The organism is Kribbella italica, from assembly GCF_014205135.1.
Classification (GTDB): Bacteria; Actinomycetota; Actinomycetes; order Propionibacteriales; family Kribbellaceae; genus Kribbella; species Kribbella italica.
Genome location: NZ_JACHMY010000001.1, coordinates 7,101,445 through 7,122,433, shown reverse-complemented (window position 1 = coordinate 7,122,433; position 20,989 = coordinate 7,101,445). Strand labels below are relative to the sequence as shown.

Below are 20,989 nucleotides of genomic sequence, written 5' to 3'. Positions count from 1 at the left end.
GATGGCTCTGCTCGAGGTGCGCGACCTGTCGGTCACCTACAGCCCGCGCGACTCCTCGCCGGTCCGCGCGGTCGACGGCGTGTCGTTCGACGTCGCCGACGGCGAGTTCGTCGGGCTGCTCGGTGAGTCCGGCAGCGGCAAGTCGACGCTCGGCAACGCGATCCTGGCGCTGCTCGACAAACCGGCCGCGGTCAGCGGCGGGTCGGTCGTCTTCGACGGTACGACGGTGACGAGCGCGTCGGAGGAGGAGCTCCGGCCGTTGCGCTGGGCCAAGATCTCCACGGTGTTCCAGAGCAGCATGAACTCGCTGAACCCGGTGATCACGGTCGGCGCCCAGTTCGCCGACACCTTCGCGGCGCACGGGCGGGAAGGCGACGCCAGGCATCTGCTGGAGCTGGTCTCGCTGGACGCCGACGTACTCCAGCGCTATCCGCACGAACTCTCCGGCGGCATGAAGCAACGCGTCGCCCTGGCGCTCGCGCTGGCCCTGGAACCGCGCTTCGTCCTGCTGGACGAGCCGACGACGGGGCTGGATGTCGTTGTCCAGCGCAACATCCTCGACCGGCTCCGCGAGCTGCAGAAGGAACTCGGCTTCGCCGTACTCTTCATCAGCCACGACCTCGGCACGGTGATGGAGATGGCCGACCGCGTGATGGTCATGTACGCCGGGGAACTGGTCGAGGACCAGCCGGCCGCGGCGATGATGCGTGCCCAGCTCCACCCGTACACCCAGGGCCTGCTCGGCTCGTACGCCGATCCGCGCGCGTCCCAGATCTCCGTCGACTTCATCCCCGGCCGCCCGCCGAACCTCGCCGAACGCCAGCCCGGCTGCCGCTTCACTCCCCGCTGCCCGGTCGCGGTCGACGCCTGCTCGACCACGCACCCGGACCTGCTCCCCGCCGGCGCGGGCACCGCCCGCTGCCTGCTGGTCGAGGGCGGCCAACCGGTCGACGCTCACCGCGCCCGGACTTTCGTGGTCGAGCGCACCAACAACGAGCAGATCGAGCCAGTTCTCACTGTGCGCAATGCGGTGAAGACCTACAAGGCGAACCGAGCGGTCGACGACGTGTCGTTCGACCTGAAGCCCGGCAGAGTCACCGCACTCGTCGGCCAGAGCGGCTCCGGCAAGACCACCATCGCCCGCCTGGTGACGGGCGTGGAACGCCCCACCGAAGGAACCATCAGTTTCCAAGGCTCGACCGAGGTCGGCAAGCTGCGCGGCCGCAAGCTCCGCGCCTACCGCCGCCATACTCAGCTGGTCTTCCAAGACCCCTTCGCCGCGCTCAACCCCACCCGCACGGTCGCCTACGCGCTCTCGCGTCCGCTCCGCAACCACCTCAAACTCTCCACCGCGGACGCCCGCGACAGAGCCGCCGAGCTCCTCGAGACCGTCGGCCTCTCCCCAGCCGCCCAGTTCCTCGACAAGCTCCCCCACCAGCTCTCCGGCGGTCAGCGCCAACGCGTCGTCATCGCCCGGGCCCTGGCCCCCGAACCGAAGATCCTCGTCGCCGACGAGCCCATCTCCATGCTCGACGTCTCCATCCGCGCCGAGATCCTCGCCCTGCTCGACCAGCTGGTGAAGGACCGCGGCATCGCCATGCTCTACATCACCCACGACCTGCTCAGCGCCCGCCTGCTCGCCGACGACGTCCTCGTCCTCAACCAGGGCAAGGTCGTCGAGTCAGGCCCGACCCTGAACGTCATCCAGCACGCCCAGGACCCCTACACCCAGCTCCTCCTGGACTCGATCCCGACGCCGGGTCAGACGGTCTTGACCGACGTCAGCAGTTTGCCGAGTGACTCCCTGGCGTCGCCGAACAGCAGTGTCGTGCGGGGGTCGTAGAGGAGTTCGTTCTCGATGCCGGCGAAGCCGGGGCGCATCGAGCGCTTCAGGAAGATGACGCGCTGGGCCTCGTCGGCGTTGAGGATCGGCATGCCGTAGATCGGTGCGCTCGGGGTCGTCCGGGCGGCGGGGTTGACGACGTCGTTGGCGCCGACGACCAGGACCACGTCGGCCTGCTTGAAGTCGCCGTTGATGTCGTCCATCTCGCGCAGCTGCTCGTACGGGACCTGGGCCTCGGCGAGCAGCACGTTCATGTGGCCGGGCATCCGGCCCGCCACCGGGTGGATGGCGTAGTCGACCTTGACGCCCCGGCCCTGCAGCTCCTCGACCAGGTCGCGCAGGGTGTGCTGCGCCTGCGCGACGGCCAGGCCGTAGCCGGGGACGATGATCACGCGGTGGGCGTAGCCGAGCAGGATCGCGACATCCTCGGCGCTGCCGGAGATCACCGGCCGCTCGGACACCGTGCCGGCGCCGAGTGTGGATCCGCCGCGGACGGCGCCGAAGAGGATGTTGAAGACCGACCGGCCCATCGCGTCGGCCATCATTTTGGTCAGCAACGTACCGGCCGCACCGACCAGCGTTCCGGCGACGAGCAGCAGCGTGTTGCCGAGCACGTACCCACCGGCCGCGACAGTCAGTCCGGTGAAGGCGTTCAGCAGCGAGATGACGATCGGTACGTCGGCGCCGCCGACCGGCAGCACCAGCATCACGCCGACGGCCAGACCCAGCAGACACAGCAGTACGCCGACCAGCACGCGCGGCTCGGACACCAGCCACACCGACACCGCGACCCCGCCGAGCAGACCGGCGACGAACAGCACCGGCAGCCCCGGGAAGGTGATCGGGCGGGTCGTCATCAGTTCCTGCAGCTTCGCGAACGTCACGATCGAGCCGGAGAACGAGATCGCCCCGACCACGATGGTGAACGCCGTGGCGATCGCGGCGATGGTCTCGCCGTCGTGCACCTCGCCGAGCTCCATCAGCGCGACCAGCGACGCCGCGCCACCGCCGACGCCGTTGAACAGCGCGACCAGCTGCGGCATGTGCGTCATCTGCACCCGCCGCGACCCGACCACGCCGCCGACCGTGCCGATCACCAGCGCGATCAGGATCGGGACCAGGTTGTCCGGCTTGTACGCCGCGAACGTGATGATCACGGCCAGCACGGCGCCGGCCGCGCCGAGCGCGTTACCGGTCCGCGCGGTCTTCGGCGACGACAGCGCCTTGAGCGCGACGATGAAGCAGACCGCCGCGACCAGGTAACCGATCTGGGCCCAGGTGCCGATCACTTGCGCAGCTCCTTCTTCGCCCCGCCCGGACCACGGAACATCTCCAGCATCCGGTCGGTGACCACGAACCCGCCGACCATGTTCACCGTCGCCAGCACGACGGCCAGCAGTCCGACGATCACGACCGGCACCGACTCGGCCTGGCCGGTGACGATGATCGCCCCGACCAGGATGACGCCGTGGATCGCGTTGGCGCCGGACATCAGCGGGGTGTGCAGCGTCGCCGACACCTTGCTGATCACCTCGACACCGACGAACGCCGCGAGCACGAAGATCGTCAGCAACGCGATGGACTCGGTCACGAGAGGTTCCCTTCCAGGAGTTCACGGGTCGGCTCGTGCAGGACCGTACCGTCGTGGGTGACGCAGCATCCCGCGACGATCTCGTCGCTGAAGTCCGGGTCGAACGCGGCGTCGCGGGTCATCAGCGTGATCAGGTTGGCCACGTTCTGCCCGTACAGGCGGCTGGCCGGGCCGGCCATCTGGCTGGGCACGTTCGACCCGCCCCAGACCAGCGCGTTGCCGATCGTCAGTTCGGTCCCGGCGACCGAGCCCTCGACGTTGCCGCCCTGCTCGGAGGCCAGGTCGACGACGACCGATCCCGGTTTCATCTGCTCGACCATTTCCCGGGTGACCAGCATCGGCGCGGTCCGGCCCGGTACGGCGGCCGTCGTGATCAGCGCGTCCGCGCCGGCGACGTACGGCGCGAGCAGCTCGCGCTGCAGCTGGGCGCGTTCCTCGGTCATCTCGCGGGCGTAACCGCCCGGGCCGTCCAGCGTGCCGAGCTCGAGCTCGATCGGCTGCGCGCCCATCGAGGCGATCTCCTCGGCGGCGGCCGTCCGGACGTCGTACGCCTTGACCACGGCACCGAGGCGCTTCGCGGTGGCGATCGCCTGCAGGCCGGCGACGCCGGCGCCCAGGACGAGCACCTGCGCCGGCGGCACCGTGCCGGCGGCGGTCATGTTCAGCGGGAAGAACCGGGGCAGCCGCTCGGCCGCGACGATCGCGGCCCGGTACCCGGCGACCAGCGCCTGCGAGGACAGCGCGTCCATCGCCTGCGCCCGGGAGATCCGCGGGATCAGCTCCATCGCGAACGCCGTCAGCTTGGCCCGGGTCGCGGCCCGGACGACGTCCGGCGGGTTGGTCGGCAGGAACGACATCAGCGCCGTCCCGGCGTGCAGCCGCTGCAGGCGTTCGCGCTCCAGCGGCTGGACCGAGGCCACCACGGTCGCGGCGTGATCCGCTCCCCAGGCGACTTCCGCGCCGGCCTCCCGGTAGGCGTCGTCGGAGAACAGCGCCCGCTCACCGGCCGCGGGTTCGACCGCGACCTGGTACCCGAGCTGCACCAGCTTGACGACGTGTTCCGGCACCAAAGCCACCCGGCGCTCGGCCGGACGGGTCTCTCGCACGACTGCGATCTTCACTCGCCGAAACCTATGCCAAACTCTGGGTCGCCGGAAAGCCCGCTCCCTACTAAGAGCCCAAGTTCTGCAGAAGAGTTGCCTCAGCGAGACACACCTTGGCGAACTCCTCCAGGTGCAGGCCTTCGTCGATGCCGTGGGCCCGGGTGTCCGGATCCTCGACCCCCGTCACCAGAACGGCGGCCTTCGGGAACGTCTGCTGGAACTCGGCGATGAACGGGATCGAGCCGCCCATGCCGGTGTCGACGGGCTCGACCCCCCACGCGGACGCGAACGCCGACCGGGCCGCGTCGTACGCCGCACCGCGCGCGTTGATCGAGCACGGCTGGCCGATGTCGCCGTCCGTCACCGTCACCTGCGCGCCCCACGGCGCGTTCTGCTCCAGATGGTTGCGCAGGGCCTGCATCGCCTTGTTCGCGTCGTCACCGGGAGCGACGCGCAGGCTGACCTTCGCCCGCGCGACCGGGACGAGCGTGTTGCTGGCGTCGGCGACCCGCGGCGCGTCGATGGCCAGGACGGCGATCGCCGGCCGGGTCCACAACCGGTCGACCAGCGAGCCCGAGCCGATCAGCTTCACCTGGTCGAGCACGCTCGACTCGGCGCGGAACCGGTCCTCGGGGTAGTCCAGCTCGGCCGCGCGGCTCGCGTGCAGGCCGTCGACGGCGACGTCGCCCTTGTCGTCGTGCAGCGTCGACAGCAGCCGGCACAGCGCGGTCAGCGCGTCCGGTACGGCGCCGCCGAACAGGCCCGAGTGGACTGCGTGGTTCAGTGTCCGGACCTCGACGTAGCAGTCGACCAGTCCGCGCAGCGAAACGGTCAACGCCGGCTGGCCGATCGCCCAGTTGCCGGAGTCCGCGATCACGATCGCGTCGGCGGTCAGCTCGTCGGCGTACTCGTCGAGCAGCCGCAGCAGGGTCGGCGAACCGATCTCCTCCTCGCCCTCGACGAAGACCGTCACGCCGACCGGAAGATCGTTGCCAAAGGCCCGTACGGCGGCCAGGTGCGCCGCGATCCCGGCCTTGTCGTCGGCCGCGCCCCGGGCGTACAGCCGGTCCCCGCGCTCGGTCGGCACGAACGGCTCCGAGGTCCACTCCTCGACGTTGCCGGTCGGCTGGACGTCGTGGTGCGCGTACAGCAGCACGGTCGGCTTGCCCTCGGGCGCCGGCTTCTTCGCGATCACGGCCGGCGCGCCTTCGCCGGCCCGGACGATCTTCACCGCGAAACCTTCGGCCTCGAAGAGCGCGGCGGTCGCCTCGGCGGAGCGCTGGACGTCGGCCGCACGGGCCGGGTCCGCACTGACCGAGGGAATCCGGATGAGGTCCTCGAGGTCGGCACGGACGGAGGGCAGAACGCGGTCGATCGCCGCAGGTAGATCGGTCATGCGCCCTACCGTACTGCCGGTCAATTACCTACGATCAACCCTGCAGCCCCCGAAGGTTATCGCCCAAACCTGAGAGGAACGATCATGGCCCGCCCCTTAGCCGTCCTGACCAGTCTGCTCATCACCGCATCCGCCCTGACGGCGGTCTCCGCACCGACGATCGCGACCGCCGCGATCAGTTGCGACACCGCCACCACCGGCGGCAGCACCTTCTACGACGGCCCGTCGGCGTCGAAGAAGTACGACGCCCGGTTCAGCAACAGCCACGGCATTCCCAACCTCAGCACCCACACCCCGCAAGGCGCCGGCACTTGGTACAACTGGGACGGCAGCGGCAAGAACCTGCTGCTGGTCGCGTCGTACCGCGGGGGCGCCGACTCCCAGATCTACGGCATCGACCCGTCCACCGGCTCGACCGTCGGCGTGGTCGCGATCGCCGAGTCGCACGTCGGCGGCATCACCACCAGCAAGGGCTGGGCGTTCGTCTCCGGCGCCGGCAGCTCGATCCGCAAGTACCGGCTGACCGAACTCCGGACCGCGCTCAAGGCCGCCGGTACGCCGTACCTGACGCAGGTCGGGACCGCTCGCGACGTGGCCGGTTCCTCGTTCCTGAGCAGCTACGGCGACTCGCTGTTCTCCGGGAGCTTCAACGAGACCGGGCGCGGCACGATGTACGAGTACAAGATCGCCGACGACGGCACGCTGACCACCGTCACCGGCGCCTGGGAGGTCCCGACCAAGACCCAGGGCCTGATGATCACCGCGAACCACTTCGTCTACAGCACGTCGTACGGGCGGGGGAACCGCAGCAACCTGTACGTCGTACGGCGCGGCCAGAAGGACCTGGACGCGGCGGCGCTGAGCTGCTTCCGGGCGCCGAGCATGACCGAGGGCATCACCGAGTACAACGGCACGGCGTACCTGGTCTACGAATCCGCCAGCCACCTGTACGGCGGCGACCCGGCCACCCTCAACGTGATCCCGAGGATGCACAAGGCGACGGTCTCGTCGCTGACGTCGCTGGTCGGTTAGGACCCGTTGTAGGTCACCGAGTTCAGTACGTCGGTCAGCTGCTGCGGGTCGTCCCCACGGGCCTGGATCCGCAGCAGCTTGCCGCCGGGAATCGTCCGGTACTGCTCGAACACGGCGGGGTTGGAGCCGCAGTCGTAGCGGAAGGTCACCCGCGGGTTGTCCGCCGTCGGCGTGTCGCTGCCGGACGGCGTGCACCCGCTCGGCGCCGTACCGGACGTCGGCAACGCGGCCTGCTCGATCACGCCGATGAACACGCCGGACGTGCTCGCGACGCTCTGCCAGTCCCTGGTGTTCTCGCTGATCAGCAAGGCGAACGGCGTCTTCTGCGCGGACTTCTCCTCCCAGCTCCGCGGCACCTCGACCGACACCGGGTTCTCGGCCACGTCGACCGGCCGGCTCATCACCAGCTCGTACCCGGCGTACCCGCCACCACCGGCCAGCAGCACCGCCAGTGCGGCGGCGATCCAGCCCGCGCGCCGGTTCCGGCGGGGTGCCGGCGTGGCCGCGACGGTCGCCTCGCCATCGGCGCCGCCCTCGGTCTTCGCGTCGGCGGGAGCCGCCGCCAGCTGGGTCTCCTGGTCGACTCCACCCGGCCCGGCGGACACCGGCAGCTCGTCGGCCGGAACCAGCCCGGCCGGGACCTTGCCGGTCCGGTGCGCCTCGTCCAACGCAGTGAGGAAGCTGTCCAGGTCGGGCCAGCGCTTCTCCCGGTCCGGCTCGAGCGCCCGGCGTACGACGACGTCGATCGCGTCCGGGACGTCCTCGCGCAGCGTGCTCATCGAGGGCGGCGGCGCGTCGATCCGCATCACCGCGCCGAGGCTGGCCACGCCGTGCGGCGCCTGGCCGGTGAAGGCGGCATATGCGACCGCGCCCAGCGAGTACAGGTCGGCACGGTGGTCGAGCCGGTCGCCCATCACCTGCTCGGGCGCCACGTACGCCGGCGTACCGCCCGGCATCGTCAATTGGGACACGGTTTCCAGCGACTTGCCCAGCCCGAGGTCGCCGAGCATCGCGCGGTCGCCGGACGGGTCGCTGCGGAACAGCACGTTCGCGGGCTTCACGTCGCGGTGCAGCACGCCGCGCGCGTGCAACTGCTTGAGGCCGCTGCCGACCTGGGCGACCACGTCGACCACGTCGGCGACCTGCATCGGCCCGGCCTTGATCCGGTCGGCCAGCGAACCGCCGTCGGCGTACGTCAGGACCAGGTACGGGCGGCCGTCGTCGGTCTCGCCGACGTCGTGCACCCCGACCACGTGCGGTGAGTCGACCCGGCGCAGGAAGCGTCCCTCGGCCAGGAACCGGCGCCGGACGTCGTCCTCGTCGATCCAGTTGTCGGACAGGATCTTGACCGCGACCTCGGCGTCCAGTTGCTCGTCGCGGGCCAGCCACACGGTCGCGAAACCCCCGGCACCCACCCGGCGGACCAGGGAGTACCGGCCGATCCGGGGCGGCTGGTCCATGCCCGCATTATGCTCGATCCCTCCTGCGACCGCGTCGCCGGAGCGAACAAAACACTCAGTTGTGACGTCACACCGAGGATCGACCACCCCGGTCCCAGCCCTACTCCACCCTCGCTTCGCCTCCAGGCGTGTGGTGCAGCACACTGCTCTTGGACCACGACTGTTGTGTAAGGAGCCTGCAGATGAGGCAGCTGAACGCCCGGCTGACCGTCGTGGTCGCCGTGGTCGCGGTCGCCGCGGTCGCGGGTGGAGGCGTGCTCGCCTCCCGGCAGGGCCCGCAGACGAGCACCGCCGACGCAAGCCCACTGGGTGGGCAGCCCAGCCCGTCGCCGACGCCCACGCCGACCACCCCCAAGCCGCCGACGAAGACACCGTCCGTGACGCCCACGACACCGCCGGCGAGCAAACCGGGTGTGGCCGGCCCCCGGACCGTCGCCGTGAGCCTGGCCAAGCTCGACCAGGGCCGCGCCCCCCAACTGGTCCACACGCTCGGCCGCAAGGTCAGTGGCGGCCCGGACCAAGCCTTCACGGCGCCCGGCAAGGACCGGATCATCGCGGCCACCCAGGCCGGCAGCTCGACGTACGTGCTGGAGAGCAGAGAACCCGACCTCGTTCTGGTCCGGACCAACAACGCCGACGAGAGCAGCGAGGTCCGCGACGTGACGACCCTGGTCGGCGCGATCGACGGCAGCTTCGCCGCGTTCGCCAGCCAGAAGCAGAAGACGACCGGCGAGCAGCTCGCCGGGAGCACGCTGTACGCCGAGGACGGCGGCGAGGGCAAGTACAGGCTCGACCTGCCCGACTCCTGGAACATCCAGGTGATCGCCGTCGCCGCCGGCAAGGTCTTCTACGCGTCCACCCCGCGGGAGGACGGCGTGCCCAAGCTCTACACCTGGGTGCCCGGCCGTTCCTCGGCCACTGCCGTGAAGGGCATCAACTCGCCCACCGCGGTGTCCGCCGACGGTGCGTTGGTCGCGGCAGCGGAGTCCATCGGTGGCGCCGGCAGCTGCTCGAACGTGACCGAGCTCGCCACCGGCAAGAAGCTCTGGCGCACGTGCGAGTACATGGTGAGGGGCTTCACGCCGGACAAGTCCGCGTTCATCGCCGGACCTGCTTACGAGGACGGGTACGCGTCGCTGAGCTCCTGGTTGCTCGACGGCAAGACCGGCGTCCTGCTGCGGGAGTGGACCGGAGTGTCCTTTCGTCACGTCCGTGCCGAGGACGACCAGCACCTGCTGATGGAGGTCGACGACGGCCCCGACACCAAGGGCGCGATCATCCGTTGCACGATCAGTTCCGGCGACTGCGAGCGGGCGACGCCGATCACCCCCGGCGACCAGTTCGGGCTCGGTAGCTGATGGCCGCCGGCAACACGCGACTGGTCGTGCTCGTCACGGCCGTTGCCGTGGCTGCCGTGGCAATTGGTGGAGTGGTCGCGACCAGCCAGGGGCCGGAGTCGGACGACGGTCCGGGGACGGCCTCGCCGCTGGCCGTCAAGACCGGCTCGGCGGGGACGCCGTCCACCGAGCCCGTGTACACGGGCCCGGTCAAGGTCAAGGTGCCGCTGGCGAAGCTGAAGGTGGGCCGCGAGCCCCAGGTCGCGTACAGCGTCGGGCGGGAGATCCGTGGCGGCGCGGGCGGTCCGGTCGTCGTACCGGGCAGTGCGTCGGTGCTGGAGTTCACCCGGATGGGCGAAGAGGCGTTCGCGGTGATGTCGACCGACCAGAACACCAGCGTGTTGCTGAAGCTGAAGATCACCGGTGACCGGGAGCAGGTGCCGGACGTGATCACCGTGCGCGGCACCGAGGACCAGTCGGCGGTGGCGTACTCGACGCAGCCGCGCGGCAAGGACGAGCTGAACGCGGCCGGTTCGACGGTCTACTCGGAGGACCGCGACGGCAAGGTCGAGAAGCTCGTCGTCAAGGACCTGTGGAGCGTGCGCGTGCTCGCCTACGTCGACGGCGTCGTGTACTACCGGGCCAGCCCGACCGACGAGGCGGTGAGCTCGAAACTCTTTGCCTGGAAGCCCGGGGACGCCGCGGCCAAGGTGATCCCGACGACCGGCTCGCCGACGGCGATCAGCCGCGACGGGAAGCTGGTCGCGCTGCGGACCGCCCCCGGCGAGTACCGCGCCTGCTCGACGGTGAACGAGCTGGCCACCGGCCGGAGCCTGTGGCGCACGTGCGACTTCGAGATCCAGAGCTTCACCCCCGACGGTCGCACCGCGATCGCCACACCGCCGTACGAGGACGGCTGGGCCAGCTCCTCGGCGGCCGCGCTCGACGCCAGTGACGGGACGCTGCTGCGCCAGTGGTCCGGCGCGTTCTTCGTCAGCACCCTGGCCGAGGACGACCAGCACGTACTGCTGCTGATCGACGACCGCGAGTCGATGCCGCGCGGCGTCCTGCGCTGCACGATCACGACCGGCGCCTGCGAGTCCGCGATCCCGCTCGGGTCGATCCGGATCGGCCTCGGCAACTAGTCTGCTGGCAGCAGAGCTTCACCCGATCCGGCGCGACGACAGCCAGACTGGTCGGCATGGAACGTATCGCGGTGCTGGCCGACATCCACGGAGTACTCCCCGCGCTGGAGGCCGTCCTGGCCGAGCCGGACGTGCGGAGCGCCGACCTCGTCGTACTGGCGGGCGATCTCGCCGGTGGTCCGCAGCCGGTCGAGACGCTGGATCTCCTGCAGGGGCTGGGCGATCGGGCCGTCTGGGTGCGCGGCAACGGCGAGCGGGAGATGGTCGCGATGGCTCGCCACGAGGTGCGCGAGACGCCGTACGAGATCAGCCTCTGGGCCGCTGACCAGCTCAGGCGCGAGCAGGTGGAGTTCCTGGCAACACTGCCGACGAGCGTGACCATCGGCTCCACGCTGTTCTGCCACGCGACTCCGCGCGACGACGAGGAGATGGTGCTCGTCGACAGCCCGATCAGCCGCTGGACCGAGGTGTTCACGGGCCTGCCGGACGACGTCCGCACGGTCGTCTGTGGGCACACGCACATGCCGTTCGCGCGCCAGGTCGACCGCCGGCTGGTGGTGAACGCCGGCAGCGTCGGCATGCCGTACGGCGCACCGCTGCCGAGCTGGGCGCTGCTGACCGGCTCCGACGTCCAGCTGCGGCGCACGCCGCTCGACCTCGAGGCCATGGCCGACCGCGTCGTCGCCGAGTCGACGTACCCCGACCGCGCCGCCTTCGCCGACGAGTACCTCCGCACCAACTACTCCGACACCGAGGCCCTGGCCGCGTTCAGCCCCCGCGCGAAGGGCTGACCGGCTACCGTCGACCCATGTTCGCGCGGCGGCGGAAGCATTTCGGGACTCCGGCTGACAAGGCGACGTATGCGACCCTGCATACCGCCTCGCTGGCTTCGCCGTACCTGCGCGAAGGGCTGACACCGGTCGCGGCCGGGCGGGCGAGCAAGCACCTGCGCGACCTGCTCGGTACGGCGGCGATCGCGATCTGCGACTCGTCCGGCGTGCTGGCATGGGACGGGGTCGGCGGGCCGTACGAGAGCAACCATCGGGTCGACGCCAAGGCCATCGCGGCGATGACGCTGCGGAGCGGGCGGACCGCCGTACTGGGGGCTCATGACGTCGCCTGCGGGGATCCGCAGTGCCCGATCCGGACGGCGGTGGTCGCGCCGATCGTGACCGAGGACCGGGTGGTCGCCGTACTGGTCGCGTACAGCCCGCGGTCGTCGGCCGCGCTGGTGCGGGCGACCGAGGAGGTCGCGCGCTGGGTGTCGGGGCAGGTCGAGCTGGCCGAGCTCAACAAGGAGCGGACGCGGGCGATGGAGGCCGAGCTGCGCGCGCTCCGGGCGCAGATCAGCCCGCACTTCATCTACAACGCGCTGGCGGCGATCGCGTCGTTCGTGCGGACCGATCCGGAGCGGGCGCGGGAGCTGCTGCTGGAGTTCGCGGACTTCTCGCGGTACGCGCTGCGGCGGGGCGGTGAGTTCACGACGCTGTCGGACGAGCTGCGCAACGTCGAGCGGTACCTGGTGCTGGAGCAGGCCCGGTTCGGCGAGCGGCTGACGGTGTCGCTGCTGATCGCGCCGGAGGTGCTGTCGGTGGCGATCCCGTTCCTGGTCGTGCAGCCGCTCGTCGAGAACGCCGTACGGCACGGTCTGGAGGGCACGACGGGCGTCGGCCAGATCACCATCCGGGCGATGGACCGCGGCTCGGAGGCGGAGATCAGCGTCGAGGACGACGGCTCCGGCAGCGACCCCGAGGTGATCCGGGCGGCCCTGTCCGGCGAGTCCGGCAGCGACTCGATCGGCCTCGGCAACGTCGACGCCCGCCTGCGGCAGGTGTACGGCGACGCGTACGGGCTGGTGGTCGAGACCGCGGTCGAGGCCGGGACAAAGGTCAGCTTCCGGGTGCCCAAATACTCCTCAGGGGTGCACGCGTCGGCTTAGTGTGTGCGCATGGCGGACACTCCTTTGCGCGCGCTGGTCGCCGACGACGAGGAGCCGGCGCTCGCCGAACTGGTCTACCTGCTGCAGCGGGACGAGCGGATCGGGCCGATCCAGACCGCCTCGAACGGGCCGGACGCGCTGAAGCTCCTGCAGGGCACCGACTTCGACGTCGTGTTCTGCGACATCAAGATGCCCGGGCTGGACGGGATCGATCTGGCCCGGGTGCTGTCGAAGTTCGCCCATCCGCCGCAGATCGTCTTCGTCACGGCGTACGACGAGCACGCGGTGCAGGCCTTCGAGCTGCGCGCCACCGACTACGTGATGAAACCCGTGCGCGCCGAACGCCTGGCCGAGGCGGTCCGGCGGGTGGTCGACGCGGGCGGCCCGCTGGTCGTGCAGTCGCCGGACGAGACCGACGACGAGACGATCCCGGTCGAGCTGGCGGGCGTGACGCGGTTCGTGCAGCGCTCCACCGTCCGGTACGTCGAGGCGCAGGGCGACTACGCCCGGCTGCACACGGGGCAGAACTCGCACCTGGTCCGGGTCCCGCTGAGCACGCTCGAGGAGCGCTGGCGCGACGCCGGTTTCACCCGGATCCACCGCAGCACGCTCGTCGCGCTGGCGCACGTCGACGAGATGCGCGTCGACGGCGGGCGGTGCGCCGTACGGGTCGGTGACGACTGGCTGCCGGTCAGCCGGCGGCACACCCGGGAGCTCCGCGACCTCCTGGTCCGCTCGACTTCGTTGCGCGGATGAGATGAGCACGCCGGAGAGTCCACGGCGGGTCCGGGTCACCAGTCCCCGCACCAGCGCTGCCCGGCGGACCAGCGGACACACCGGAACCCGGGAGATCGACGAGCAGACCCGGGTCGGCGAGGTCTACATGAACTCGCTGATCCAGTCGCAGCTCCGGCTCGCCCTGGTCGTCATCGGCGCGACGGCGGTCATCCTCGGCAGCCTCCCGCTGCTGTTCTGGCTCGTCCCGGCCACCCGCACGCTCGGGGTCTTCGGGATCCCGCTACCCTGGGTCCTGCTCGGCATCGTCGTCTACCCGGTCGTCTACGTCGCCGCCAGGATCTACGTCCGCAACGCCGAACGGATCGAAGCCGAGTTCACCGAGTTCGTCGGGCGGCAGTAGGTGTCCCCGGCGATGAGCCTCACCGCGATCGGTTTGGTGATCGCGGCAACGATCGGGATCGGCCTGTTCGGGCTGCGGATCTCCCGCACCACCAGCGACTTCTACGTCGCCAGCCGGGCCGTCACGCCGCGCTGGAACGCGTCCGCGATCAGCGGCGAGTACTTGTCGGCGGCATCTTTCCTCGGCGTCGCCGGTCTGGTCGTGGTGAACGGCGCGGACATGCTCTGGTTCTCGGTCGGTTACACGGTCGGCTACCTGATGCTGCTCGTCCTGATCGCCGCCCCGCTGCGCCGCTCCGGCGCGTACACCTTGCCCGACTTCGCCGAGACGCGCTTCGAGTCGGCCGTCGTCCGGCGGATCTGCTCGTTCCTCGTCGCCGGGATCGGCACGCTCTACCTGCTCCCACAGCTCCGCGGCGCCGGGCTGACCGTCCAGACCGTGACCGGTGCACCGCCCGCGGTCGGGGCGGCGCTGGTCGCGATCATCGTGGTGATCAACGTCGCGGCCGGCGGGATGCGCTCGATCACGTTCGTCCAGGCTTTCCAGTACTGGCTGAAACTCACCGCCCTGGCCGCGCCGGTCTTCGTCATCCTGATCGCCTGGCGCTCGATGGACCACCCGGTCGGCGTACTCGACTCGCTGCAGGGCGCCGGCTCGGAATGGGCCGAACCGTTGTCCCGCGCCGATGGTCGCGACCACCCGCTCTACGCGACGTACTCGTTGCTCTTGGCCCTTTGTTTCGGGACGATGGGCCTGCCGCACGTGCTGGTCCGCTTCTACACCAACCCCGACGGCCGCGCGGCCCGCCGTACGACGGTCGTCGTGCTCGCGCTGCTCGGCGCGTTCTACCTCTTCCCACCCGTGTACGCCGTCCTCGGGCGGACCTTCGCGCCCGACCTCGTCGCGACGGCCGCCGACACCGTCGTCCTCGAGCTGCCCGGCCGGATTTTCCCTGGCACCGTTGGCGATCTGCTCGGCGCGCTCGTCGCGGCCGGGGCCTTCGCCGCGTTCCTGTCCACGTCGTCCGGCCTGACGGTCGCGATCGCGGGCGTCATCGACCAGGACCTGCTGCGCAATCGCCTGCACCGGTTGACCGGAGGCGACTACCTGGCCGTCAACAGCTTCCGGATCGCCGCCGTCCTGGCGATCGCCATTCCCTACCTCGCCTGGAACTTCACCGGTTCGCTGAGCCTCGCCGACACCGTCGGACTGGCGTTCGCCGTCGCGGCCTCGACGTTCTGCCCGCTGCTCGTGCTGGGCATCTGGTGGCGCCGCATGTCGACCGTCGGCGCTGCGGCCGGGCTGCTGGTCGGCGGCGTCGCCGCGATCTCCGCCGTACTGGTCAACGTGATCGGCCCACCCCAGGGCGGCTGGCTCGGCGCGCTGATCGCGCAACCGGCCGCGTGGACGATGCCGCTCGCCTTCCTGACCGTCATCGTCGTGTCGCGGATGACGCCCAACCGGATCCCGGCCGGCACCGCGCGCAGCATGGTCCGCTTGCACACTCCTGAAGCCGTCGACGTCGACCGCGGCTTCACCGGGGGCTGAACCTGCACCACTCACTAACCTCTCCGGACGCGGCCCGCGCCGGCTCGTCTCCGCCTGACCGTCGGCCGTGGCCGGTACTTGGTGAGTGGTGGGCGTCCGCCCCCGCTGGGCCGACCTCCGCCATGGTCGTTTGGCGACGGGCGGGCGTCGGCCGTTCGTCGTACGGATGCGACCGCTCGTCGCAGTGGGGTTCCCCGCCGGTCGAGAGGTGTGCGCCGCTGAGCGCTCGACGCCGGTCGGTGCTGTCGGGGCCGGGTGAGCTGGACCACAGTACGGAGCAGCAACCCGCGCGCCGGACTCCGCCCGGCCCGATCACGTCTGGAGGTCCCGCGATGAGTGAAACGCGTCGTGCGGGCGATCCGGAGCTCACGACGTACCGAGACGTCCAGCTGTCACCGGACTTCTCCGAGCTGCGTCGCCGCTTCCGGCGCTTCGTGTTCCCGATGACCGGCCTGTTCCTGGCCTGGTACTTCCTCTACGTCCTGCTCGCCGACTACGCCCACGACTTCATGTCGCACAAGGTCGGCGGCAACATCACCGTCGGGCTGCTGTTCGGGTTCGGCCAGTTCGTCTCCACCTTCGCGATCACGCTGCTCTACGTCCGCTGGGCCGACCGGAAGTTCGACCCCGACGCCAAGCACCTGCGTGACCAGATCGAGGGAGACGAGTCGTGAGCGCACCACTGTCGTTGCCACTGGCAACCGTCGGCGACCCGAAGGTGAACATCGCGATCTTCGCGATGTTCGTGGTGGCCACCCTGGCGATCGTGATCCGGGCCTCGCGCAACAACAAGAGCGCGGCCGACTTCTACGCCGGTGGCCGCTCGTTCACCGGCCCGCAGAACGGCGTCGCGATCGCCGGCGACTACCTGTCCGCCGCGTCGTTCCTCGGTATCGCCGGGGCGATCGCACTCAACGGGTACGACGGCTTCCTGTATTCGATCGGCTTCCTGGTGGCCTGGCTGGTGGCGCTGCTGCTGGTCGCGGAGCTGCTGCGGAACACCGGCCGGTTCACGATGGCCGACGTCCTGTCGTTCCGGCTCAAGCAGCGTCCGGTCCGGATGGCCGCGGCCATCTCGACCCTGGGCGTCTGCTTCTTCTACCTGCTGGCCCAGATGGCGGGCGCGGGCGGCCTGGTCGCGCTGCTGCTCGGCATCGACGGCAAGGCCGGCCAGAACATCGTCATCGCGGTGGTCGGCGCGATCATGATCACCTACGTGCTCGTCGGCGGCATGAAGGGCACCACCTGGGTGCAGATCGTCAAGGCCGTGCTGCTGGTGATCGGCGCCGGGATCATGACGATCTGGGTGCTGGCGAAGTACTCGTTCAACCTGTCCGGCCTGCTCGGTGCCGCGGTCGACAGGAGCCCGGCGGCCGGCGAGAAGCTGCTCGGCCCGGGACTGCAGTACGGCGTGACCGGGATCAGCAAGCTCGACTTCATCTCGCTCGGCCTGGCCCTGGTCCTCGGTACGGCGGGCCTGCCGCACGTACTGATGCGCTTCTACACCGTCCCGAACTCGCGCGAGGCCCGCCGCAGCGTCAGCTGGGCGATCTGGATCATCGGCATCTTCTACCTGTTCACGCTGGTCCTCGGGTACGGCGCCGCCGCGCTCGTCGGTCCGGACGCGATCCGGGCCGCTCCCGGCAAGGCGAACTCGGCAGCTCCGCTGCTGGCCTACGAACTGGGCGGGGAGATCCTGCTGGGCGTGATCTCGGCGGTCGCGTTCGCGACGATCCTGGCGGTGGTCGCGGGGCTGACCATCACGGCCAGTGCGTCGTTCGCGCACGACATCTACGGCCAGGTGATCAAGAACGGCCAGGTCAGCGGCGACGGCGAGGTCCGGGTGGCCCGGATCACCGTGGTGGTGATCGGCGCGGTCGCGATCATCGGCGGCATCTTCGCCAACGGCCAGAACATCGCGTTCCTGGTCGCCCTGGCCTTCGCGGTCGCGGCGTCGGCGAACCTGCCGACGATCCTCTACTCACTGTTCTGGCGGCGCTTCAACACCCGCGGCGCACTCTGGAGCATCTACGGCGGCCTGGGCTCGGCGATCTTCCTGATCATCTTCAGCCCGGTCGTGTCCGGCAAGGTCGACGCCAAGACCGGCGCCAGCCTGTCGATGATCACCGACACCGGGATCGACTTCCACTGGTTCCCGCTGGACAACCCCGGCATCGTGTCGATCCCGCTGGCGTTCGTCCTCGGCATCGTCGGAACCCTGACCAGCAAGGAAACCACCGACGTCGACCGCTTCGCCGAGATGGAGGTGCGCTCCCTGACCGGCGCCGGCGCCGAGAAGGCCACCCAGCACTGACCGGCGGGGGCGCCGGTCCCATCACGGGTGACAGCCCGGCGCCCCCGCCCCAAGTCCCTGTCAGGCAGGTCCTGCTGAACCGACGCGAACCTGCCTGACAGCCCCAACCACCCGAGGACCCCAGCACCCGCTGGGGCCCTCGCCGCGTCTTACACACGCTCGCTGGGCACGGTCGCCGTCACTCCAACCGCCGCCGCGTGGTGTCCATCTCGCTGAGTAGTCTGTTGGCTCGCGTGGCGGACCGTGAGGTCAACGTGCAGGTTTCCGTTCGACCCCGAAAGACTGAGCCGTGGCTGACCGACCTGAGATTGTTTGTCTTTGTGGCTCTGTGCGGTTCGTGGACGAGATGCTGGTGGCGAACCGGGAGCTGACGCTCGCCGGGGTCATCGTCCTTGCGCCAGGGGTCTTCCTGGGCGCCGACGCGGGCGAGATCACTGACGAGCAGAAGGTGGCGCTCGGTGATCTCCATCTGCGCAAGATCGATCTGGCTGACCGGGTGCTGATCGTCAACCCCGGCGGGTATCTGGGCGAGTCCACGCGTCGGGAGATCGCCTATGCGCACGCCACCCGCAAGCCGGTGTCGTACACCGATCCCACCTAGTGGAACCACCCCGGGAGGTCCGCTAGCGGGGTGGGGGTGTCGCTGGGGGTGAGCTTCGCGAGGTCGTCTTCGAGGGCGTTCAGGCGGCCGGCGCCCAGGGATTGTTTCCACTCGGTATGGAGTTCGTCGAAGATTCGGGCCGAGAGGGTGAGGGCGGCTCGGCCGTGGGGGGTGAGGGTGAGGAGGATCGCTCGCGCGTCGGCGGGGTTCGGGGTGCGGGTGACGTAGTGGAGGTCGGTGAGTCGGCCGACGGTCTTGGTGGCGGCTTGTTTGGTGACGCCCAGCCGGCGGCCGAGGTCGGAGACCGTGCAGCCGTCGCGGCCGACGGCCTGCAGGGCGAAGCCGTACGCCGGGCGCAGGTCGGGGTGGCCTTGCTCGGCGAGGCGGCGGTGGAGCTCGTCGATGATGCGGCGGAAGGCGCCGGCGAGCAGGAGGGGGAGCTCGTAGCCGTGGCGGTCCATGGAAGGCATCTTGGCAGATCGACAACCTGGTGTACTATTTTCGACAACCGGGTTGACCAAATCGAAGGAGTGCAGATGCGCGTGACCGAGACACCGAACGCCGTGATGACGACGTACGCGTCGCCGACCCAGGGCAGCCAGGAGCTGAGCGTGTGGCGGGTGGAGATGAAGGCGACCGCTCAGGGGCCGGTGCACGTGGTCGACAGCGAACAGGTGTGGACCGGGCTGAGCGGGCACGCGCGGATCAGCCTGGGCACGGAAGAGCTGGAGCTGAAGGCCGGAGAAGCTTTGGTACTGCCGGCAGGTGTCGAGCGGCAGGTGACGGCGACCGAAGACTTCACCGCCGTCGTCAGCGGCTACGGGCACGCCAAGGTCAGCGTCCCCGGTGAGGACACCGACCGCGGCACCCCGCCGTGGATCAGCTGATGCGCGAGCTCAGCTGAAGTCGATCGTCGGCCACAGCTCCAGGAACGCCTCGCGCGACCGATCGCCCCGGTACTGCTCCGCGGCGTGCAGCCGGCCCAGCGTGAACGGATTCCCACCGTCGAGGTGCTGCTGAACGGCGAGCTGCCGCAGCAGGTCCCGCGCGACCACGCTGTCCTGGTGGTCGCCGAGGACCTCCTGGACCTGCTCGGCGCGGTTCGCCAGATCCGTCGCCGCCTGACCCAGCACCGGCACCGCCGACTCAGCGGCGTACCGCAGTCGCTTGGACGCCTTGCGCGTCTCGTGCAGCTCGTGGTCCTGCTCGGCCAGCGTCTCGGCCTTCTCCGCCCGCTTCACGCACTTGCTCATCCGCGTCAGGTCGTTCTTCAGCAGACTCGGCACCTGCTTCTTCGCCTTCGTCTCCGCGTCGAGCAGCGGCGGCGCGGTGACCAGGTCGTCGAGGGTGTCGAGCAGCCGGAAGTACCGCTCGCTCTCCAGCGCCTCGAGCGCCCGCACCCGCGCCTGCTTGTAGACCGCGCGCAGATGGTCGTCGATGTACCCCGCGACGCGGCCCATCACCAGCTCCTGCGGCTGCTCCGCGACCGCGACCAGGAAGTGCTCGCGCAGCACCTCCGCGTCCCGCGCCCCGCCGAGCTCACCCGCGAACCACTTCAGCTCGTCCCGGATCGGGTCCCCGACCTCGCGGTCCACCACCGGCCGGTACGTCGCCAGCGCCGAGCGCAGCCGCCGGGTCGCCACCCGCATCTTGTGGATCGAGTCCGGCAGGTCGCGCCGGACCTCCGGGTCGCGCAGGTGGATCGCCTCGACCTGCGCGGTCGCGTACGAACGGAACAGGTCCGCCGTCGTCGGCTTCGCCGGCAGCTCCCAGGTCTCCCGTTTCGGCACGCGATCGCCCAGCGCACGAGCCAGCTTGCTCGGACCCGAGGCCGGTTTCGCCCCGGCGTCCCGCAGTACCGGCTCGGCGGCTTCGAGCAGCTCGGTCGAGCCGCCGACCAGCTCGACCTCCCACTCGCGCCAGGTCTGCGGCTCCTCGCCGTCGACCGTCGCGGTCACGTGGTCGTCGGCGACCTCGGCCAGCACCTCGCCCTCGGCGTCGAGCAGGCGGTGCACGATCCGGCGCGTCGCCAGCGTCACCACCGGCCCGAGCTCGTGGTCGCGGACGTGCACCCGCACCGCCCGCACGACCTGGATCGGCACCTTGCGCACCGCGCGCCCGAGCGGGTGCTGGATCTCCATCCGCCCGCGCGCGGCCGGCAGCTTGATGTGCCAGCCGTCGTCCTCGCCGCCGGTCCGGCGGCGCAGGGTCACCTTGTTCCGCGCGAGGTGCAGCCCGGCGGTGTCGAAGTAGACCGCCTCCAGCGCGAGCTCGACCGGTTGCTCGACCCGGTCGACCCCGGGCAGCTCGTGCAACGCCGGAAGAATGGCGTGCTCGTCGACGTCGTACTTGGTCTCGATCTCGAGCTGCTCGGTCGGCGTCATCCCCAAGTTTTACCAGTCGGCGCAAGCCAGGGTGTGTCTCCCGGTCCCCCGCCGTAGCGAGCAGGTGCTCGGTGCGGTAGCTCGGTGCGCGGGAGACGAGCGCTGCGATGCGAAGCATCGTGAGCTTGGCTCCCGTGCAGCGAGATGCCGTGCCGAGT

General features: G+C 70.2%; 20 protein-coding genes. 13 read left to right on the top strand and 7 right to left on the bottom strand.

The genetic code is table 11. From position 1 onward, the window contains the following. Position 1 precedes the first annotated feature (1 nt). Positions 2-1,843 (top strand): ABC transporter ATP-binding protein, encoded by a 1,842-nt coding sequence (locus tag HDA39_RS33200; protein WP_184801957.1) that lies wholly within the window; start codon positions 2-4, stop codon positions 1,841-1,843. On the opposite strand, the gene HDA39_RS33195 is transcribed toward HDA39_RS33200, so the two are convergent. Genes HDA39_RS33195 through HDA39_RS33180 form a run of 4 tightly spaced genes read right to left on the bottom strand, consistent with a single transcriptional unit; the run spans position 1,762 to position 5,933 of the window. Continuing rightward, positions 1,762-3,132, bottom strand: coding sequence for an NAD(P)(+) transhydrogenase (Re/Si-specific) subunit beta (locus tag HDA39_RS33195; protein WP_184801955.1), 1,371 nt, complete (start codon positions 3,130-3,132; stop codon positions 1,762-1,764). The two genes, HDA39_RS33200 and HDA39_RS33195, sit on opposite strands and share 82 nt — an antisense overlap. After that, positions 3,129-3,434: a proton-translocating transhydrogenase family protein gene (locus HDA39_RS33190; protein ID WP_184801953.1), complete on the bottom strand. Its 306-nt coding sequence runs from the start codon at positions 3,432-3,434 to the stop codon at positions 3,129-3,131. The genes HDA39_RS33195 and HDA39_RS33190 overlap by 4 nt, the downstream gene beginning before the upstream one ends. Further along, on the bottom strand, positions 3,431-4,555 hold the full coding sequence (locus tag HDA39_RS33185; protein ID WP_184801951.1) for a Rossmann-fold NAD(P)-binding domain-containing protein: 1,125 nt from the start codon (positions 4,553-4,555) through the stop codon (positions 3,431-3,433). Before HDA39_RS33185 ends, HDA39_RS33190 begins: the two co-directional genes overlap by 4 nt. A gap of 49 nt (positions 4,556-4,604) precedes the next feature. Further along, positions 4,605-5,933 carry a dipeptidase gene (locus tag HDA39_RS33180; protein WP_184801949.1) on the bottom strand — a complete coding sequence of 443 codons (1,329 nt, stop codon included), beginning with the start codon at positions 5,931-5,933 and terminating at the stop codon, positions 4,605-4,607. An 84-nt stretch (positions 5,934-6,017) separates the two neighbouring features. Between HDA39_RS33180 and HDA39_RS33175 the strand changes: the two genes are divergently transcribed. After that, a complete protein-coding gene (locus HDA39_RS33175) occupies positions 6,018-6,965 on the top strand; it encodes a hypothetical protein (RefSeq protein ID WP_184801947.1) in 948 nt (315 codons plus the stop codon). On the opposite strand, the gene HDA39_RS33170 is transcribed toward HDA39_RS33175, so the two are convergent. After that, complete coding sequence (locus tag HDA39_RS33170; protein WP_184801945.1) at positions 6,962-8,425, bottom strand: serine/threonine-protein kinase; 1,464 nt, start codon at positions 8,423-8,425, stop codon at positions 6,962-6,964. The two genes, HDA39_RS33175 and HDA39_RS33170, sit on opposite strands and share 4 nt — an antisense overlap. 182 nt (positions 8,426-8,607) lie before the next feature. Between HDA39_RS33170 and HDA39_RS33165 the strand changes: the two genes are divergently transcribed. From HDA39_RS33165 to HDA39_RS33120, 10 genes are all read left to right on the top strand, one after another. After that, positions 8,608-9,783 (top strand): hypothetical protein, encoded by a 1,176-nt coding sequence (locus HDA39_RS33165; protein WP_184801943.1) that lies wholly within the window; start codon positions 8,608-8,610, stop codon positions 9,781-9,783. Continuing rightward, entirely contained in the window at positions 9,783-10,907 is a 1,125-nt protein-coding gene (locus HDA39_RS33160; protein ID WP_184801941.1) for a hypothetical protein, read from the top strand. Before HDA39_RS33165 ends, HDA39_RS33160 begins: the two co-directional genes overlap by 1 nt. A 56-nt stretch (positions 10,908-10,963) precedes the next feature. Then, positions 10,964-11,698 (top strand): metallophosphoesterase family protein, encoded by a 735-nt coding sequence (locus HDA39_RS33155; RefSeq protein ID WP_184801939.1) that lies wholly within the window; start codon positions 10,964-10,966, stop codon positions 11,696-11,698. A gap of 17 nt (positions 11,699-11,715) precedes the next feature. Further along, on the top strand, positions 11,716-12,846 hold the full coding sequence (locus HDA39_RS33150; protein WP_184801937.1) for a histidine kinase: 1,131 nt from the start codon (positions 11,716-11,718) through the stop codon (positions 12,844-12,846). A 9-nt stretch (positions 12,847-12,855) separates the two neighbouring features. Continuing rightward, positions 12,856-13,602: a LytR/AlgR family response regulator transcription factor gene (locus HDA39_RS33145; protein WP_184801935.1), complete on the top strand. Its 747-nt coding sequence runs from the start codon at positions 12,856-12,858 to the stop codon at positions 13,600-13,602. Position 13,603: 1 nt separating this feature from the next. After that, the gene (locus HDA39_RS33140; protein WP_184801933.1) at positions 13,604-13,984 is read left to right on the top strand and encodes a hypothetical protein; all 381 of its coding nucleotides are present in this window, start codon (positions 13,604-13,606) and stop codon (positions 13,982-13,984) included. 12 nt (positions 13,985-13,996) lie between these two features. Then, on the top strand, positions 13,997-15,532 hold the full coding sequence (locus HDA39_RS33135) for a sodium/solute symporter (protein WP_202893191.1): 1,536 nt from the start codon (positions 13,997-13,999) through the stop codon (positions 15,530-15,532). A 332-nt stretch (positions 15,533-15,864) separates the two neighbouring features. After that, positions 15,865-16,206, top strand: a complete 342-nt coding sequence (locus HDA39_RS33130) for a DUF485 domain-containing protein (protein WP_184801929.1) — start codon at positions 15,865-15,867, stop codon at positions 16,204-16,206. Continuing rightward, positions 16,203-17,846: a solute symporter family protein gene (locus tag HDA39_RS33125; RefSeq protein WP_184801927.1), complete on the top strand. Its 1,644-nt coding sequence runs from the start codon at positions 16,203-16,205 to the stop codon at positions 17,844-17,846. Before HDA39_RS33130 ends, HDA39_RS33125 begins: the two co-directional genes overlap by 4 nt. Before the next feature lie 346 nt (positions 17,847-18,192). After that, positions 18,193-18,447: a hypothetical protein gene (locus HDA39_RS33120; protein ID WP_202894327.1), complete on the top strand. Its 255-nt coding sequence runs from the start codon at positions 18,193-18,195 to the stop codon at positions 18,445-18,447. Here HDA39_RS33120 and HDA39_RS33115 read toward each other — a convergent pair. Continuing rightward, positions 18,444-18,908: a MarR family winged helix-turn-helix transcriptional regulator gene (locus tag HDA39_RS33115; protein ID WP_184801923.1), complete on the bottom strand. Its 465-nt coding sequence runs from the start codon at positions 18,906-18,908 to the stop codon at positions 18,444-18,446. The two genes, HDA39_RS33120 and HDA39_RS33115, sit on opposite strands and share 4 nt — an antisense overlap. 75 nt (positions 18,909-18,983) lie before the next feature. Between HDA39_RS33115 and HDA39_RS33110 the strand changes: the two genes are divergently transcribed. Continuing rightward, positions 18,984-19,334: a cupin domain-containing protein gene (locus HDA39_RS33110; protein WP_184801921.1), complete on the top strand. Its 351-nt coding sequence runs from the start codon at positions 18,984-18,986 to the stop codon at positions 19,332-19,334. Positions 19,335-19,343: 9 nt separating this feature from the next. Here the strand turns inward: HDA39_RS33110 and HDA39_RS33105 are convergent, their stop codons facing one another. Then, complete coding sequence (locus tag HDA39_RS33105; RefSeq protein WP_184801919.1) at positions 19,344-20,831, bottom strand: CYTH and CHAD domain-containing protein; 1,488 nt, start codon at positions 20,829-20,831, stop codon at positions 19,344-19,346. Positions 20,832-20,989: the final 158 nt, after the last annotated feature.

Bases quoted from the DNA above. Each gene is read 5' to 3' on its own strand.
- HDA39_RS33145 (WP_184801935.1), top strand. From the start codon at position 12,856: ATGGCGGACACTCCTTTGCGCGCGCTGGTCGCCGACGACGAGGAGCCG.
- HDA39_RS33150 (WP_184801937.1), top strand. From the start codon at position 11,716: ATGTTCGCGCGGCGGCGGAAGCATTTCGGGACTCCGGCTGACAAGGCG.
- HDA39_RS33200 (WP_184801957.1), top strand. From the start codon at position 2: ATGGCTCTGCTCGAGGTGCGCGACCTGTCGGTCACCTACAGCCCGCGC.
- HDA39_RS33165 (WP_184801943.1), top strand. From the start codon at position 8,608: ATGAGGCAGCTGAACGCCCGGCTGACCGTCGTGGTCGCCGTGGTCGCG.
- HDA39_RS33180 (WP_184801949.1), bottom strand. From the start codon at position 5,933: ATGACCGATCTACCTGCGGCGATCGACCGCGTTCTGCCCTCCGTCCGT.
- HDA39_RS33110 (WP_184801921.1), top strand. From the start codon at position 18,984: ATGCGCGTGACCGAGACACCGAACGCCGTGATGACGACGTACGCGTCG.
- HDA39_RS33130 (WP_184801929.1), top strand. From the start codon at position 15,865: ATGAGTGAAACGCGTCGTGCGGGCGATCCGGAGCTCACGACGTACCGA.
- HDA39_RS33135 (WP_202893191.1), top strand. From the start codon at position 13,997: ATGAGCCTCACCGCGATCGGTTTGGTGATCGCGGCAACGATCGGGATC.
- HDA39_RS33160 (WP_184801941.1), top strand. From the start codon at position 9,783: ATGGCCGCCGGCAACACGCGACTGGTCGTGCTCGTCACGGCCGTTGCC.
- HDA39_RS33105 (WP_184801919.1), bottom strand. From the start codon at position 20,831: ATGACGCCGACCGAGCAGCTCGAGATCGAGACCAAGTACGACGTCGAC.
- HDA39_RS33155 (WP_184801939.1), top strand. From the start codon at position 10,964: ATGGAACGTATCGCGGTGCTGGCCGACATCCACGGAGTACTCCCCGCG.
- HDA39_RS33120 (WP_202894327.1), top strand. From the start codon at position 18,193: ATGCTGGTGGCGAACCGGGAGCTGACGCTCGCCGGGGTCATCGTCCTT.
- HDA39_RS33115 (WP_184801923.1), bottom strand. From the start codon at position 18,908: ATGGACCGCCACGGCTACGAGCTCCCCCTCCTGCTCGCCGGCGCCTTC.
- HDA39_RS33175 (WP_184801947.1), top strand. From the start codon at position 6,018: ATGGCCCGCCCCTTAGCCGTCCTGACCAGTCTGCTCATCACCGCATCC.
- HDA39_RS33140 (WP_184801933.1), top strand. From the start codon at position 13,604: ATGAGCACGCCGGAGAGTCCACGGCGGGTCCGGGTCACCAGTCCCCGC.
- HDA39_RS33170 (WP_184801945.1), bottom strand. From the start codon at position 8,425: ATGGACCAGCCGCCCCGGATCGGCCGGTACTCCCTGGTCCGCCGGGTG.